Annotated in this window: 15 protein-coding genes; 5 read left to right on the plus strand and 10 right to left on the minus strand. The window is 72.7% G+C overall.

Annotation, left to right across the window (positions count from 1 at the left end):
• Positions 1-23 precede the first annotated feature (23 nt).
• From EV384_RS14530 to EV384_RS14545, 4 genes are read right to left on the minus strand one after another with little or no spacing between them, the layout of a single operon-like run.
• On the minus strand, positions 24-650 hold the full coding sequence (locus tag EV384_RS14530) for a response regulator transcription factor (protein WP_130333758.1): 627 nt from the start codon (positions 648-650) through the stop codon (positions 24-26).
• Complete coding sequence (locus tag EV384_RS14535; RefSeq protein ID WP_130333760.1) at positions 647-1,912, minus strand: sensor histidine kinase; 1,266 nt, start codon at positions 1,910-1,912, stop codon at positions 647-649. The genes EV384_RS14530 and EV384_RS14535 overlap by 4 nt, the downstream gene beginning before the upstream one ends.
• A 4-nt stretch (positions 1,913-1,916) precedes the next feature.
• Complete coding sequence (locus tag EV384_RS14540) at positions 1,917-2,372, minus strand: ABA4-like family protein (protein ID WP_130333762.1); 456 nt, start codon at positions 2,370-2,372, stop codon at positions 1,917-1,919.
• Positions 2,369-3,298, minus strand: coding sequence for a hypothetical protein (locus tag EV384_RS14545; protein WP_130333764.1), 930 nt, complete (start codon positions 3,296-3,298; stop codon positions 2,369-2,371). Before EV384_RS14545 ends, EV384_RS14540 begins: the two co-directional genes overlap by 4 nt.
• On the opposite strand from EV384_RS14545, the gene EV384_RS37240 reads away from it, so the two are divergent.
• A complete protein-coding gene (locus EV384_RS37240; RefSeq protein WP_130333766.1) occupies positions 3,201-3,569 on the plus strand; it encodes an alpha/beta hydrolase fold domain-containing protein in 369 nt (122 codons plus the stop codon). The genes EV384_RS14545 and EV384_RS37240 overlap by 98 nt on opposite strands.
• A 77-nt stretch (positions 3,570-3,646) precedes the next feature.
• On the opposite strand, the gene EV384_RS14555 is transcribed toward EV384_RS37240, so the two are convergent.
• Both EV384_RS14555 and EV384_RS14560 read right to left on the minus strand, forming a co-directional pair.
• Entirely contained in the window at positions 3,647-4,330 is a 684-nt protein-coding gene (locus EV384_RS14555) for a response regulator (RefSeq protein WP_130333768.1), read from the minus strand.
• Positions 4,318-5,610: a sensor histidine kinase gene (locus EV384_RS14560; RefSeq protein ID WP_130333770.1), complete on the minus strand. Its 1,293-nt coding sequence runs from the start codon at positions 5,608-5,610 to the stop codon at positions 4,318-4,320. The genes EV384_RS14555 and EV384_RS14560 overlap by 13 nt, the downstream gene beginning before the upstream one ends.
• 131 nt (positions 5,611-5,741) lie before the next feature.
• Between EV384_RS14560 and EV384_RS14565 the strand changes: the two genes are divergently transcribed.
• The gene (locus tag EV384_RS14565) at positions 5,742-6,233 is read left to right on the plus strand and encodes a DUF998 domain-containing protein (protein WP_242624059.1); all 492 of its coding nucleotides are present in this window, start codon (positions 5,742-5,744) and stop codon (positions 6,231-6,233) included.
• Positions 6,234-6,250: 17 nt separating this feature from the next.
• Positions 6,251-6,385, plus strand: coding sequence for a hypothetical protein (locus tag EV384_RS36720; protein ID WP_278045599.1), 135 nt, complete (start codon positions 6,251-6,253; stop codon positions 6,383-6,385).
• A gap of 38 nt (positions 6,386-6,423) precedes the next feature.
• Here EV384_RS36720 and EV384_RS36725 read toward each other — a convergent pair whose 3' ends face one another.
• The 4 genes from EV384_RS36725 to EV384_RS14585 all read right to left on the minus strand — a co-directional run bounded on the left by EV384_RS36725 (position 6,424) and on the right by EV384_RS14585 (position 10,078).
• A complete protein-coding gene (locus EV384_RS36725; protein ID WP_278045600.1) occupies positions 6,424-7,395 on the minus strand; it encodes an intradiol ring-cleavage dioxygenase in 972 nt (323 codons plus the stop codon).
• 386 nt (positions 7,396-7,781) lie between these two features.
• Positions 7,782-8,537 (minus strand): zf-HC2 domain-containing protein, encoded by a 756-nt coding sequence (locus EV384_RS14575; protein ID WP_130340554.1) that lies wholly within the window; start codon positions 8,535-8,537, stop codon positions 7,782-7,784.
• Positions 8,538-8,626: 89 nt separating this feature from the next.
• Positions 8,627-9,193, minus strand: a complete 567-nt coding sequence (locus EV384_RS14580) for a sigma-70 family RNA polymerase sigma factor (protein WP_130333772.1) — start codon at positions 9,191-9,193, stop codon at positions 8,627-8,629.
• Between the two features lie 303 nt (positions 9,194-9,496).
• The gene (locus tag EV384_RS14585) at positions 9,497-10,078 is read right to left on the minus strand and encodes a TetR/AcrR family transcriptional regulator (RefSeq protein ID WP_130333774.1); all 582 of its coding nucleotides are present in this window, start codon (positions 10,076-10,078) and stop codon (positions 9,497-9,499) included.
• Between the two features lie 322 nt (positions 10,079-10,400).
• Here EV384_RS14585 and EV384_RS14590 point away from each other — a divergent pair, with 322 nt between their 5' ends.
• Both EV384_RS14590 and EV384_RS14595 read left to right on the plus strand, forming a co-directional pair.
• Positions 10,401-11,855 (plus strand): MFS transporter, encoded by a 1,455-nt coding sequence (locus tag EV384_RS14590; protein ID WP_130333776.1) that lies wholly within the window; start codon positions 10,401-10,403, stop codon positions 11,853-11,855.
• A 175-nt stretch (positions 11,856-12,030) separates the two neighbouring features.
• The gene (locus tag EV384_RS14595; RefSeq protein ID WP_130333778.1) at positions 12,031-13,128 is read left to right on the plus strand and encodes a DNA glycosylase AlkZ-like family protein; all 1,098 of its coding nucleotides are present in this window, start codon (positions 12,031-12,033) and stop codon (positions 13,126-13,128) included.
• The last annotated feature ends 3 nt before the right edge of the window (positions 13,129-13,131 follow it).

Genomic DNA, 13,131 nt, shown 5'->3' on the forward strand with positions numbered 1-13,131 from the left:
GTGGCACCCAAGAGCATCAACCCTCAGGCGCTGCGGGCGAACAGGGCCAGGCGTACCCGGTTGGGGCTGTTGGTCTTCGTCATCAGGCTGGTGATGTGGGTCTTGACCGTGGTGACGCCGATGTGCAGCCGGTCGGCGATCTCCGTGTTGGACAGGCCCTCGGCGACCAGGTTCAGCACGTCCTGTTCGCGCGCGGTCAGCCCCTGGGCCGGTTGCGGCGTCTCGGCGCGGGCGTGCATCGCGCGCTGGACCAGGCGCTGCAGCACCTCCTGGCTGAACGGGCTGTCGCCCGCGGCGGCCCGGCGGACGCCGTCCAGCAGGTCGGCGGGGGGTGCGTCCTTGAGCAGGAACCCGCAGGCGCCGGCGGTCAGGGCCGGATAGAGGTGGTCGTCGTCGCCGAACGTGGTCAGCACCAGGACGCGGGTGGCGGGGCGGTCGGCGAGGATGCGGCTGGTCGCGGTGATCCCGTCGACGCCGGGCATGCGCAGGTCCATGACGACGACGTCGGGGATGAGCCGCGCGGCGAGGGAGATCGCCTCGCGGCCGTTGTCGGCCTCGCCGACGACCTCGATGTCGGGCTGGGCGTCGCAGAGCATGCGCAGGCCGGCGCGGATGAGGTGCTGGTCGTCGACCAGCAGGACGCGGATCATGCCAGCTCCGGCGCGTGCGGTCCGGCCGGGGCCTCGCGTTCGCGGGGCGCCGGCGTGACGGCCGGCGAGAGGGGAGCGGCCGGCGGCGTGGCGGCGGTCGCGGCCGGGAGGACGGTACGGACCCGCCAACCCGCGCCGGTCGGACCTGCCTCCAGTTGGCCGCCGAGGACTTCGACGCGCTCGCGCATGCCGGTGATGCCGTGGCCGCCGCCGGGCGGTACCGCCGCCGGCTCCCGGCCGCGCCCGTTGTCCGAGACCTCCCAGTGGACGGCCCCGTCGACCACGGCGACCGACAGGCGCGCCAGCGCGGACGTGCCCGCGTGCTTTGCCACGTTGGTCAGCGCCTCCTGGGTCAGTCGCAACACCGCCAGGCCCCGGACCGCGTCGAGCGCACCGACCTCCGGGTCGATGTCGGCCTCCACCGTGACACCGGCCTGGCGGGCCCGGTCGACCGCCGCGCCGAGTGCCGCCGGGAGCGCCGACGGCTCGATCGCGGTCAGCGCCGCGTCACCGCGTACCCCGTCGGGGTTGCGCAGGACCGCGACCAGCCGGCGCAGATCCGCCAGGGCCGCCGTCCCCGTGCCGTGCACGTCGTCGAAGACCTCGCTCACCCGCGGATCCAGGTCCGTGAGCACGTGCCGGGCCACGCCGACCCGCAGCACCATCGACGCCACGTGATGCGCGACCACGTCGTGCAGCTCCCGGGCGATGGCGCTGCGTTCGTCGGCGCGTGCGGCACGGCTCTCCGACTCGCGCCGGCGCTGCTCCGCCGCCGCCCGCTCCTCGGCCTGCCGGCCGAGCTCCCGGGTGGTCCGGATGACCAGGCCGAGCAGCAGCGGCACGCCGACCTCCACGGTCAGCCCGAAGACGCCGGAGAGGAGCCGGCCGAGCGGATCGCCGATCGAGTCGGTCAGGTCGACCGTCACCAGCAGCCCGGCGGCCAGCCAGATGGTCCGCGGCCGGCGCGCCCACAGGGCCAGCTCGAGCAGCGCCCAGCTGGCGCCCACCTGATTGATCGTCGTGTCGTCGATGACCTGGAACGCGACCGCCAGCAGCGCGGCTTGCACCACCAGGTTGACCAGCGGCCGGCGATGGAACACCAGCGCGACGGCGAACGCGACCACCGCGAAGATCCACTGCGTGCCTGTCGGCGAGCGGCCGGCCTGGGTGCCGAAGACCAGGTAGCCGACGCCGCTGAGGTCGAGCAGCAGCATCCGCGCGACGGTGTCCCGCGCGTCGAACAGTCGTCCCACCCACCCCACCGGATCAGCCTAGGCGCTGCGGCTCGCCGGCCGGAATGGCCGCCGCCGGGGCCCACCTGGTCCGAACCCCGAGGTAGGCGGCCAGGCCGAGCGGTCCGAGCAGGATCGTCAGCACCAGCACCGGAGCCATGACCAGCGCCGGCACCCCCCGTTCCCGGCTGTCGAGCCACGCCCAGCGGCCGACGAACAGATCGAACGCGATCATGTGCGCCCAGGCCGCCGCCGCGCCGTCCGTGGTGCCGAGCAGGTCCCGCACGCCGCCCAGGGTCGGCGACAGCACGGCCGGCAGCACGTCGCCGAGCGCCGGGATCACCAGCATCGCGTAGATCACCAGCACCGGAAGCACGATCAGCGGCGACCTGATGATCCGGGCGGTCCAGGACCAGTGCGGCAGCAGGAGCATCAGCGCCCAGAACGGCGCGGCCACCGCGAACGTCAGCGTGAACAGCGCCCTGGTCATGCGGCCAGCGCCAGTTCCGGGCGCCGTCGGCGAGCCACGACCACGCCTGCGGCGGTCGCGGTCGCGACCACCAGGGCCGCTACGGCGGCCAGGGTGACTGCGTCCGGACGCAGCAGCGGCTGCCCGCGCAGCGCCTGCCAGGTCAACAGCATCGTGAGTACGCCGTAAGCCCCGCCCGCGACGACCAGCAGCCGTACGCGGGTGCGCTCGTCCAGCCTCGCGCCGAGGAACCGACTCAGCAGGATCGCCAGGATCGGCAGCGCCTGCAGGGCGTGCAGCCCCACGAAGTGCCCGATCCGCAGGTCCCCGCCGGTGGTGCTCCAGCCGACCAGCGGCAGCCCGGGCCCCCCGTCCGGTACGCCCACGCTGTGCGCCCCGGTGATCCCCTCGATCCCCGGGGCCTGGCTGGGCAGCACCATCGGCACCGCCGTCAGCATGCCCAGCAGGGACAGGCCGAGACCCAGCCCCACCGCGTACGCGGCGGCCCGGTCCGCGATCGGCTGACGCAGCACCACGATCCCGATGACGAAGTGCGCGATGAACAGCACCAGGATCGACGCGCCCATCGCCTGCCACAGGGCGGCGTTCAGCGGCGTCGTCTCGTTGTAGTGGCTGGTCGTGCCGCGCAGCGCCTGCCCGACGATCACCACCATCTCGACCAGCGACATCGCGACGATGACCGTGCCCGCCCACTCCGCGATCCGGCTGCGTCGCGGCAGCAGGGAGAGCATCCAGGCGAGGGTGGTGCCGTACAGCACGAAGGAGACCGAGAACTTGAACGGTTTGAGCCAGATCGGCGCGCCGGTGAGGACGCGCGGGTCGGCCAAGATGCCGACCGCGGAGACGACGGCGAGCACCGCCATCGCCGAGACGAAGACCATCAGTGGGCGGTGCCAGTGTGCCGCCCGGTGCAGTGCGGTAGTCATACCTGTAGATGCTGGTGAGCCGACCCCTGGGCCGCGCCCGACCTTGAGCCCCGGTTCCGACCGGTGGTCGGAGCGCTGTCTCCTCCCTGGGGAGGAGGCGGAACCCAGGATCGACCTGCTCTCTCTGCCCGCTCAGGACCTGTCCGGCCTTCCGTCGACACTGGTCATGACCACCGACCGCGACGTGCTGCAGAGCCAGGGCGGCGAGTGGTGCACCCGCCTGCAGGCCGCTTGCGTGCCGGCCACACGAGGACCCAAGATCATCGGATGACGGCCGGCGTGGCACGGCTCCGAGACACCGCAGGAGCAGCCTCAGCGAACCCCTGACGTCACGCCAACACGATCACATCAGTCCGTCGACACTCCTCGGTAGGATGGGCCGGCGCGCAGGTAGGTGAGCACCGCCAGCACGCGGCGGTTGGTGTCGTCGCTGGGTAGCAGGCCGAGCTTCGTCAGGATGCTGCCCACGTGTTTACCGATCGCCGCTTCGGTGATGTGGAGCTTCGAGGCGATGGCCGCGTTGGAGCGACCCTCGGCGATCAGCATGAGCACCTCCCGCTCGCGGGCCGACAGGGCGGCGAGCGGGTCGCGCGGGCGGTGCAGCAGTCTCCGCACGACATCGGGATCGATGACGGTGCCACCCCCGGCGACGGTGCGCAGGTTCGCCACGAACTCGGTGACGTCGGCGACCCGATCCTTGAGCAGGTAACCGATGCGCTGACCGTCGCCGCTGTCGAGGAGGGTGGAGGCGTACTCGGCCTGCACATGCTGGCTCAGCACCACGACCGCGAGCTGCGGCCGTTCGGCGCGGAGTGTGACGGCCGCACGCAGGCCGTCGTCGCGACGATCCGGCGGCATCCGGATGTCGGTCACCACCAGGTCCGGCTCGTGTTCCCGGACCGCGTCCAGCAGCGCCGGCGCCGAGCCGACGGCGGCGAGTACGTCGAAGTCGAACCTGGCCAGCAGACCGACGAGGCCCTCGCGCAGGAGGACCTCGTCCTCGGCGAGCACGACCCGCGTCACGTCCGGCATGGCAGCTCCACCCGCACCAGCGTAGGGCCGCCGGGCGGGCTGGCGAGCAGCAGTCGCCCGTTGGCGGCGGCGACCCGGTCGGCGAGGCCGGTCAGGCCGGTGCCCCGTGCCGGGTCCGCGCCGCCGACGCCGTCGTCGGAGACCTCGACGACGAGTTGGTCGCCGGCCTGGGTGAGCCGCACCTCGGCGCGGGTGGCCCGGGCGTGACGGGCGACGTTGCCGAGACACTCCGACACGACGAAGTAGGCCGTCATCTCGATGACGTCGGGCAGCGACCGCCCGATGTCGGCGTGGACGGTGACCGGGATGGTGGCCTCGTCAGCCTGTTCCCGGACCGCGCCGGCCAGGCCGAGGTCGGTGAGGCTCTGCGGACGGATGCCGTGCACGATCTGTCGAAGCGTCGTCATCAGCTCCTTGGCCTGCTCGTGGGCGATGGCGAGCGGCCTGGCGGCGGGGGAGTCCGACGGCACGTCCAGCCTGGCCAGGCCCAGTTGCAGAGTGAGGCTGGTCAGCCGGGGCTGCGCACCGTCGTGCACGTCGCGTTCGATGCGGCGGCGTTCGGCCTCGTAGGCGTTGGCCAGCCGGGTCCGTGACCGGGTGACCTCCCGCAGCGCGGCCCCGTCGGTGGGCCGGCCGAGCAGCCACCTGGCCACGGCGGCCTGGACCGCGGCGATCACCCCCAGCCCGTACCAGAACACCGGGACGAGCAGGACCCCCAGGATCGCGTACGGGACGGCCTGGCGGGGTGTGTCCACGGTGGTCCACACGACGATAACCTGGTCGGCGTCACCGGCGAGCCAGGGGCTGGCGACCAGCGTGAGGTCGAGCAGCAGGAGCAGGGCGAACATGCCGTAGCCGAGCGGGACGACGCTGCCCAGCCAGAACGTGTGGGCCACCTCCCGCCAGGCGGTGGCGGTGGTGTAGCGCCCGGCCACGCCCTGCCAGCGCTGCACGGGCAGCGGACGCGCGTCCACCAGGCGGAGTCGCCACCGTTCGATCGCGGTGACCGCGACACTCACCAGCGGGGCCGACGCCAGCGTGATCAGACTGCCGACGGCGAGGAACAGGACGAGGGCGAGCGGGATCGGGCGGCCGTGCTGTCGTGCCGCGTTGACGGCGGCCAGCAGGGGAGCCCCGAGGACGAGCAGTCCGATGGAGAGCACCCCCGCGATCGGTACGGTGGTCACCAGGTAGGCCACGGCGCGCCACGGCCACGAGGTGAGCAGGTAGCCGCGTCGGCGCAGGGCGTCGGTCAGGTGCGGCGGCGGAGCGGACGTCATGGCGCAGACGCTAATCAGGGGAGACCCGTGCACCCAGCCGGGTGGACGTACTTCCCGGGTATGGCCAGCACTACCTGAGTTGGCTGAGCAGCCCCAGTGCGTGGCCCACCGAGGTCCGCTGAAGTAACGGGATGCCTGTCCACCGCGTCGGCGCCCTGCTGTGGTTGCTCGCTACGCCGTTGTTCCTCGCCGGTAACGTCATCACCGGCCTGGCGTGGCGGGATCCGCCGTTCAGCTCGGCCGTCAACAACATCAGTGACCTGGGAAACGTGACCTGCGGCCGCTGGGACACCAACCGGCCTCGCGACGTCTGCTCACCGTGGCACGTCGCGATGAACAGCGCCCTCGTCGCCACCGGCCTGCTGCTCGCGATCGGAGTGCTGTTCACCTGGTCGACACTCGGTCACGGCGCGGCCGCCCGGGCCGCCCAGGTGCTGACCCTCGGGGGCGCGGGCGGGTACGTCCTGGCCGGGGCGTACCCGGCGGATGTCGACGAGAACAACCACTTCCTCGCCGCGCTGCTGATCTTCGGTCGGGCAATGCCGCATTGCTCGTGGCGAGCCTGGCCCGACGACCGACGGTGCTGGGCTCAATACGTGGTCTCAGTCTCGCCCTGGGCCTGACCGGGGTGGCCGGCACGGTGCTGTTCCTGGCCCAGGTCGCCCTCGGCTTCGGCGTCGGCGGGATGGAACGGTTGGCGGTGTTCCCGCTGCTCTTGTGGACTGTCGAACTGGGGGTTCGGCTGGTGACGCGCCAACCCGACGGCCGTCGGTGAGCCGGTCGTTCCCCGGAACGGCGGCGGGTGGAAACGCGTCACGACGCAGCGCCGCTCGGTGGAGGTCCGCTGGGCGGGGTCCCGCCGGGGCCGCCGGCCGGTGCGCCGCCGCCGGGGAGTTGCCCCCCTCCCGGGTTGGTGGTCGGGTCGACGCCGACGACCAGGGAGACGGCGTAACCGCTGGTGACGTCTCCGGTCACGGTGCCGAGCTGGCTGGCGCCGTCGTCGTCGCCGAACACGTTGTCGTTCTGGAGCGTGACGTGGGCGAGATTGGTCACTGAGGTCTGGTAACCCGTCTCCGCGTACACCTTGGTGCAGGCGTCCCTGGGCAGGGCGACCTGTGAGGTGGCGATGGCGCTGCCGGCGTCGGTGATGCTGGCCCGGTCGGGGTAGACCTCGAAGTGGATGTGCGGCCAGCGCCCCGAGTAGCAGGCGGGGAAGATGCTGCTGAAGCGGACCTTCCCGTCGGCGTCGGCGATCTGGACGCCGCGCAGGTAGTTCTGGTCGGTGACGCCGTCGGAGTACAGCGAGTAGTGGCCCTCCCGGTCACAGTGCCAGACGTAGACGGCGGCTCCGGTGACGGGCGCACCGCCGTTGGCCAGGTCCTTGATGGTCAGCTCGAGCGTCATGGGGACACCCGCTGCCGTACCGCTGGCGTCCCCGAAGCTCGAACGGATGTCACTACGGACGACGCCACTCTGCTCCAGCACGTTCGGGCCGTTCGATCCGTCGCCCGGGTAGGGGCCGGCGGTCTCGTCGGGAATCTCACCGGACGCGGCGCCCGCCGAGGACGAAGACGACGACGCTGACGGACTGCTGCCCGAACCGCCACCGCACGCCGCGAGGCCGAGCGTGGCGGCGCTGAGGCCGAACGCCCGCAGCAGTTGCCGGCGCCCCATCAGGATCCCGAGGTCGAAGCCGAGACCCTGGTCGACAAGCTCTTCGTCGGGCCTGGCCAGCGGTCGCCCTTCGTAGGTCGACGCCCGCTCGCCGCTCTGGTTTTCCGGCACTGGTTCCTCCCGATCGTGACGCCCGGCCTGCCCGGCTGGCTCAACCCTGGACCACGACGCGAGGAATCAGCCGTGCCCAGCTTGTGAATGAGCTGTGCGGGTGCCGGCCGGCGACCGCCGGGAGGTCCCGCGATCGCCCGCGTCAGATCAGGAGGTCGCGGCGTCGATAACCCTGCACGGCCGCACCCACGACCGCGATCATGGTCACCGTCGCGGGCCGGTCCGGCGCCGCCTGGGGTACGCCGCCCGTGGCAGCCCGAGGGCGACGATGGGGCGGTCAACCCCGACCGGGACCAGGGTGCCGGCTGGCCGGAGCAGTGGTTGCCGTATCGGTGCTCAGCGCGGTAGGTGTCGCGGTGATCCGGATCCCGCCTGTCCGACCGGGATCAGGCCGCCCACCGGTCGGGGACCCGGGCCGAACCCGGGTACGGCGATCGCAGCAGCCGCAGCCGGGGAGACTCGGCGGGTTCCTGCGCCGGAAGGTGCCAGCGCGGCCGGTCCGCGCGGTTAGGGCTCGACGGTCCGTCCAGGCGCAGCCCGGGGCGGGACAGGGCGACGACGACCGCGTAGCCGGCGAGCAGGAATCCGTGGCTGACCAGCCTGCTGGTGTCCACCCGCCCGGTCACCAGGTCGTTGACCGACAGCAGCACCAGCGTGCCGACGAACGCGCTCAGCATCGGCACCAGCCCGGTCGGGGCCGTGCGCCGCGCCGCGACGAACAGGAATCCGGCGCCGACGGCGACGTTCCAGGCAGCGGACTCGTGCCACAGGTGCCCCGATGACAGGACGCCGGACGTGGCGTGGTCGTGCGCGGCGGCGACACCCCGGCCGATCTGTGCCAGGCCCAGCGCGAGCTGCAGCGCCCCGATCAGGCCCAGCACCGCCCGCAGGGCGAGCACGACCCGATCCCGCACCCGTCGCGGTGCCGGCGCGGGCAGGGCGTCGAGGACGACGTCGGCGATGTCGTCACCGGCGACGGTGACCGACAGCCGGGCCCGGCGGGTCACCGCCGCGGCCTGGTCGAACCACGTCCGGCAGTCGCCGCAGCCGGCCAGGTGAGCCTGCGCAGCCACCCGCTCGGCGGGGGTCTCCTCCCCGTCCAACTGCGCCGACAGCACCTCACGCCACTGCTCACACCTCATGTACCGGTAGTCGGTCAACCGGCGGCGTTGGTTCCCGCGTACTTTCCGCGGACTGCCGCCTCGGCGCAGCTCACACGGGGTGCGCCGGGTCAGCCGGCCGCGTAGCCGCCCCGGCGCGTGCTGAGCCCGGACCGGCCGTTGACGGCGGCGACCAGGTCCTCCCGGGCCCGGGCCACCCGGGAGCGGATGGTGCCGACCGGGCAGCCGCACACCTCCGCCGCCTCGGCGTAGGACAGGCCGAGGACCTGGGTGGCGACGAAAGCCTCCCGCCGCTCGACCGGCAACGCCTCGACGAGCTGTTGCAACACGACCTGCCGGTCGTAGCCGCTGCGCACGTCGGCGGCGTCGTATCCGTCGGACATCGGCACCGTGCGGGGACGCGTGGTCGCGGTCCGGACGTGATCGACGGCGACCCGGCGGGCGATGCCGAGCAGCCACGTCCGTGCCGAGGACCGCGCGGCGAACGACGGCAGGGACCGCATCGCCCGCAGGAAGGTCTCCTGCGCAAGATCGTCCGCCTCCGCCGGGGAGATCAGCGCGGCGAGGAAACGCCGGACCTGCTGCTGCGTCGCCCGGACGAACCGGGCTGCGGCGTCCCGGTCACCGCGGCGAGCCGCGAGGGCCCACGTGGTGATCTCCGCGTCGTCGGCCGCCATCCGGCACCTCCGCTTCAGGCCCGCCGCCGGGTGGAGGGCCCGGCAGCCACGACAAGTCGTAGTAGTAACTGGGCGGTAGCGTACCGCAAGCGGCGCCGCCGACCTTCCCACCGGTACGTCGCGTGGGGCGCATCGGATCAACGACAATTAGGTGTCCCGTGCCCTGCCGTCGTCCCCGACCGATGCCGACGGCACCGGCAGGACGGGTGCCGGCATGAGCACCTCCCGATTCCTCAGCTCGGGGTCAGCGCCCGGGTAGGACCGTGCCCTCGACGCTGCTGGTGCCGGGCGACCCTCCGGCGTTCAGCGGGGACCGGCTGGGGGGCGCAGGCCGTCGAGGGCGACGCCGAGCACCCGGTCGCGCTGGGCCGGCTCCGGGAACTGGGCCATGGTGAGGCCGCTGACCAGCCGGACCACGTCGTCGAAGCTGATGTCGTCGCGTACCGCCCCGGCGGCCTGGGCGCGGCGCATCATCGGCTCGCCCGCGCTGTAGATCTCCGTCCGGCAGCTGCGGAAGACCTCGGAGTCGTGCAGCAGCTCCTCGGCCAGTGCCCGCTTCGTGGCGGCGTACCCGACGAAACGCCGCAACCAGGCGACGAGGGCGTCCCACGGGGGCAGGTCGGCCAGCTCCGCGGCGGACTGGCTGAGCGCCCGGACCTCCTCGACGTAGACGGCCTCGAACAGCTCGCGCCGGCCGGGGAAGTTCCGGTAGAGGGTGCCGATGCCCACGCCCGCGCGCCGGGCCACCTCCTCCAGCGAGGCCGAAGCGCCGTTCTCGGCGAACGTCTCCCGGGCCGCCGCGATCAGTGACTCATAGTTGCGCCGGGCGTCGGCCCGTTTGGGTCGGCCTGCGAAGACGTCGGGCAGCTGCCCCGCGCTGGTCATGACGTGCGTCACCTCACCCTGGTTGCATCCGGAGGCAAGCCTCCGGTAACTTAGCGGAGGAATCCCTCCGGAAGGTCCGGAGCCATGCCTCCGGATAGCTTACCCCGATCCCTCTGACGGATCCGGCGGAGCGGTGACCGGCACCCAGCCCCGGCACGACCACCAAGGGAGCTCTGCCATGCCCCGACCCTGTCGATCACCGGCGCGCCCCGGCGCTGCCACGGGATCCGCGCGGCAGGCCGGATCGGCCGCCGCGCCGACCGCCCGCCCCTGATTCGTCGGTAACCAGCCTCTTCGCCCCGTACCAGATGGAGTTTTCTCCGTGACAGAGACCGTTCGGCGCGGCTCGCGCCGGCTCACCTTCTTCGTCCTGGCGGCCGGCGCCGGGTTCTTCGCGATGCTCCAGTCGCTGATCACCCCGGTGCTGCCGACCATTCAGCACGACCTGCACACCTCCCAGAACACCGTCACCTGGGTGCTGACCGCCTACCTGCTGTCCGCCTCGATCTTCACGCCGATCCTCGGCCGGGTCGGCGACATGGTCGGCAAGGAGCGGATGCTGGTCGTCTCCCTCGCCGCGCTCGCGCTCGGCTGCCTGCTCGCCGCCGTCGCGCCGAGCATCGGCGTGCTCATCCTCGCCCGGGTCATCCAGGGCATCGGCGGGGCCGTCTTCCCGCTCTCGTTCGGGATCATCCGCGACGAGTTCCCCGCCGCGCGGGTGAGCTCCGCCGTCGCCGCCATCTCGGCGATCGTCGCGGCCGGCGGTGGTCTGGGCGTCGTGCTGGCCGGTCCGATCGTCACCACCCTCGACTACCGGTGGCTGTTCTGGATCCCCATGGTCGTCGTCGGGCTGACCGCCCTCGCCGCGCACCTGTTCGTCCCCGAGTCGCCGGTCCGCACCCCCGGCCGGATCGACTGGCGGGCCACCCTTCTCCTCTCCGGCTGGCTCGTCGCGTTGCTGCTGCCGATCAGCAAGGGGTCGGCCTGGGGCTGGAGCTCCGGCCGGGTGCTCGGCCTGCTGGCCCTCGCCGCGGTGCTGCTGGTCGGCTGGTTGGTCACCGAGGTCCGCTCCACCAACCCGCTGATCGACATGCGGATGATGCGGCTGCCCGGCGTCTGGACGACGAACCTGGTCGCCCTGCTCTACGGCGCGTCGATGTTCTCCGTCTACGCGTTCCTGCCGCAGTTCGTGCAGACCCCGACCGTCGCCGGCTACGGCTTCGGCGCCAGCATCAGCCAGGCGGGGCTGCTGATGCTGCCGATGCTGGTCGCCATGTTCGTCGCCGGCATCGTCGCCGGTCGGCTGGAGTCGCGGTTCAGCGCCAAGGCGCAGCTCGCCACCGGCGCCGCCTTCAACGTGCTCGCCTCCGCGATGCTGACCGTCGCGCACGACACCCGCTGGGAGATCGGCGTCGCCGGTGGCCTCGTGGGCCTCGGCATCGGGCTGGCGTTCGCGTCCATGGCCAACCTGATCGTCGGGAACGTGCCGGCCCGGCAGACGGGCGTGGCGACCGGCATGAACGCCAACATCCGCACCATCGGCGGCGCGATCGGCGCCGCCGTGGTCAGCGGCGTGATCACCGCCCACCCGCAGGCGAACGGCCTGCCCCGGGAGGCCGGCTTCACGATGGGATTTCTGGTCCTCACCGGCCTCGCCCTGGCCGCCGCGCTCGCGGCCCTGGCCGTCCCGTCCGCCCGGCGCGCGGCGGCCGGCCGACGTCCGGCCCCCGCGGCGGAGCCGGTCGGGGAACTGGTGAGCGTTTCCGCCGGGCGCTAGCCGATCGGCGCCCGGGCGGTCCACAGCGCGTCGCGCGTGGCAGGTGATGAGGCGGGGCGGGCAGCTTTCCGGCTGCCCGCCCCGCCTGCTCCGGTGACCCGCCGGGTCCCGTCGCCGGCGAGATCGCGCGCCCGCCGGCTGGGCCCCGTCGCGGACAGCGGCTTAGCCTCAGGCCGTGGAGGTCCACCGACTCGATCGAACGGAGGCGCGCCGCATCGCCGTGCGCGCCCAACTGCTGGACGCGCCGCGGCCCACCGACCTCGTGGCGGTGGTACGGCGACTGACGCTCCTGCAGATCGACCCGACAGCCGCCATCGCACCGAACGCGGACCTGGTCGCCTGGAGTCGCCTCGGGGCGTCGTACCAGCCGGACCAGCTGCAGCGGGCGCTGGAGCAGGAGCGGACGCTCTTCGAGCACAACGCGATGGTGCGGCCGATGACCGACCTGGGGCTCTACCTCGCGGGGGCCGCCGACTGGCCCAACCGTGCGTCGCAACGGGAGTGGTTGCGGGCCAACGACACGTTCCGTCGCGACGTCCTCGACCTGCTCGGTCGCTCCGGTCCGCTGCTGTCCCGGGACATCCCGGACACCAGCGTGGTGGCGTGGCCGTCGACGGGGTGGGCCAACAACCGCAACGTCACCCAGATGCTGGAGTTCCTCATGATGCGCGGCGAGGTCGCCATCGCCGGTCGCCGTGGCCGCCAGCGCCGGTGGGATCTGGCCGAGCGGGTCTACCCGGCCGACCTGCCGGAGCTGACGGTGGACGAGGCGCGCCGGCTCCGGAACGAACGCCGGCTGCGGGCCCTCGGCATCGCGCGGGCCCGGGGGACCGCCCTCCCGAACGAGCCGGCCGATGTGGGCGATGTCGGCGAACCGGCGACCGTCGAGGGCGTCAGCGGGACGTGGCGCGTGGACCCGGAGGCGATCGGCCAGCCCTTCACCGGGCGTACGGCCCTGCTGTCCCCGTTCGACCGCCTGGTGCACGACCGGGTCCGGGCGCTGGACCTGTTCGACTTCGAGTACACGCTGGAGATGTACAAGCCGAAGGCCAAGCGGCGCTGGGGCTACTTCGCGTTGCCGGTGCTGCACCAGGACAGACTCGTCGGGAAGGTGGACGCCACGGCGGACCGCAGGAGCGGCGAACTGCTCGTGCACGCCATCCACCAGGATGTCCCCTTCACCCCGGCGATGACCGACGCGGTGCGCCACGAACTCGAGGACCTCGCGTACTGGCTGCGACTGAACCTCAAGGAGCCGGGAAGCGCCCGCTAGTCG

The organism is Micromonospora kangleipakensis (genome assembly GCF_004217615.1).
Taxonomy (GTDB): domain Bacteria; phylum Actinomycetota; class Actinomycetes; order Mycobacteriales; family Micromonosporaceae; genus Micromonospora; species Micromonospora kangleipakensis.

Coding starts and splice junctions, on each gene's coding strand:
- EV384_RS14545 (WP_130333764.1), bottom strand. CDS start 3,298: ATGACTACCGCACTGCACCGGGCGGCACACTGGCACCGCCCACTGATG.
- EV384_RS14575 (WP_130340554.1), bottom strand. CDS start 8,537: ATGAGGTGTGAGCAGTGGCGTGAGGTGCTGTCGGCGCAGTTGGACGGG.
- EV384_RS14585 (WP_130333774.1), bottom strand. CDS start 10,078: ATGACCAGCGCGGGGCAGCTGCCCGACGTCTTCGCAGGCCGACCCAAA.
- EV384_RS14540 (WP_130333762.1), bottom strand. CDS start 2,372: ATGACCAGGGCGCTGTTCACGCTGACGTTCGCGGTGGCCGCGCCGTTC.
- EV384_RS14565 (WP_242624059.1), top strand. CDS start 5,742: ATGCCTGTCCACCGCGTCGGCGCCCTGCTGTGGTTGCTCGCTACGCCG.
- EV384_RS14530 (WP_130333758.1), bottom strand. CDS start 650: ATGATCCGCGTCCTGCTGGTCGACGACCAGCACCTCATCCGCGCCGGC.
- EV384_RS37240 (WP_130333766.1), top strand. CDS start 3,201: ATGCCGACCGCGGAGACGACGGCGAGCACCGCCATCGCCGAGACGAAG.
- EV384_RS14560 (WP_130333770.1), bottom strand. CDS start 5,610: ATGACGTCCGCTCCGCCGCCGCACCTGACCGACGCCCTGCGCCGACGC.
- EV384_RS14580 (WP_130333772.1), bottom strand. CDS start 9,193: ATGGCGGCCGACGACGCGGAGATCACCACGTGGGCCCTCGCGGCTCGC.
- EV384_RS14555 (WP_130333768.1), bottom strand. CDS start 4,330: ATGCCGGACGTGACGCGGGTCGTGCTCGCCGAGGACGAGGTCCTCCTG.